This window comes from Pontimonas sp., from assembly GCF_031581085.1.
Classification (GTDB): Bacteria; Actinomycetota; Actinomycetes; order Actinomycetales; family Microbacteriaceae; genus Pontimonas.
In genome coordinates, this window is record NZ_JAVLBO010000061.1 from 1 (window position 1) to 1,890 (window position 1,890).

Annotated in this window: 1 protein-coding gene; it reads left to right on the forward strand. The window is 58.8% G+C overall.

Annotated features, from left to right (window positions below; translation table 11 throughout):
* The coding region (locus tag RI518_RS07830) for an acyltransferase family protein (RefSeq protein WP_310689816.1) at window positions 1-1,745 on the forward strand (1,745 nt) is incomplete at its 5' end.
* Window positions 1,746-1,890 lie beyond the last annotated feature (145 nt).

Below are 1,890 nucleotides of genomic sequence, written 5' to 3' on the forward strand. Positions count from 1 at the left end.
CTGCGTTTGTCGCACTGTTTATCCCGGGTGGCTTTTCTCTGGGAGGGGATGGTCCGAAGACCGCGCTCGCCGCCAGTGTGGGCTTGGGCAATATTTCCCTGTACCTATCCGACCAGGGTTACTTCAACGAGCGCCTGGCCTTTAACGCGTTTTCCCACACCTGGTCGCTCGGTGTTGAGGAGCAGTTTTATCTCCTTTTTCCGCTGTTGCTCTGGCTTGGAATGTGGGCTGCGGCGCGAAGCGTCGGTTGGCGCGGTCGATTGCTGGCCATTGCCGCTATCGCGATACCCACAGTTTTTTCCTTTGGCTGGTCCGTATGGGAATCCTCTGCGAACCCCATCGGCGCCTTTTACTTGTTGACGTCTCGGTTTTGGGAACTGGGCGCAGGAGCACTGCTTGCTCTGGCCTTTGCCTTCGGGCTAATCCGACCGCCACAGGGCCGCAGGGTGGGTGCTTTCCTCGTGGTGGGGGCTACTGCGGTGGCATGGGCGCTGTTGTTTGCCGAACAGGCCTCTTTTCCGTTTCCGTGGGCTATTCCCGCCGTAATGGGCACGGGGCTCATCATCGCGGCCCTCCAGGGCGACCCCGATGGCCTGCCAGGGCTTGGCAAGAGCGTATTTCACAACCCGTTTGCCATCACCGTCGGGGATTGGTCCTACTCCCTCTACCTCTGGCACTGGGCATTCATCGTGTTCTTGCGGTGGACCCTCGGTCTCGAGTTGTGGTGGCACTACGTCCTCGCGACAGTGTTGACCTTTCTCTTTGGGTGGATGTCGTATCGCTTTGTGGAGCAACCCATCCTGCGGCGCAGTTTTCACGTGTCGCTCTCACCACGAAAACTGGTCGCGGCGGCCGCCGCGACCACGGTGTTTGTTGCGGGTTCCCTGTACCTGGGGGATAGGGCTACAGAGCCGTTTTTGTCCCTGAGTGTCACAGCCCAAGGCGAAATTTTTGACCCGCCCGCTTCCGTGGGTGACCCGGAGGAAGAGTACGCGCATTACGGCGGGTGGGGCGACGGGCGAAACGTCATCGTCGTCGGGGATTCTCACGCACGGCACTTTGGCACCCTGCTCACCGAATTACGTGCGGCATCGGGTTTTGAATACCGTGTCCTAGACGATCGGGAATGCCGTGTGGTTGGTTTGTTGAGCGCTCGTGAGGGGTGTAGCGAGTATCAGGATGTTGTTAAGGAGATTATCGCGTCGTCGAATCCGGGCGATTTGGTGCTCTTTTCCTCGCTTCGCACACCACGCATCTCTAGCCTGATTAATGGTCAGACTCAAAGCCAGGAGCAAACCCTGGAGGGCTTCATGGCCACTCAGACGCCTGAAGTGCATGAGCAAGTCTTGGAGGACGCGAGGGGGCCATTGACCGAGCTCAAAGAAGCCGGCCTCTTCGTGGTGATTACTTCACCCACGCCGGTCTTTCCGTCACCGGTGTTTCGCTGCGCCGATTGGTTTAACCAGATGAACCCGCAATGCCAGGGAGGTTTTTCGGTGTCCCGGGAATACATCAAAAGCCTCGCTGCGCCGGCTAATCAGCGCATCGACATTTTGGAACAAGAAGGTCTCGTCACGAGGTGGGATACTTTTTCAACCCTGTGCCCCGGATCGGAATGCAGCACTCTCTTGAATGAGCATCACCTTTTCTTCGACGGCGACCACTTGAGCCGGTGGGGTAACTACCTCCTTATGCCGAGCTTCCTTGAGCTTGTGAGCGCTGAATGGGGCCATCCGTCAGCATGACGGGGTGTGGCCAACGTGGCGAAAGAAAAGCGCCGTCCTTTGAGCACAGGCCCTAGTGTTCGGCGGGTTCCTCGGCGCCAAGCCCCCGCTTGGCGCGCTCCTGCTGTTCAATGTCTGCGTAGGCCTGGCGTTCGTCGCGATCGGC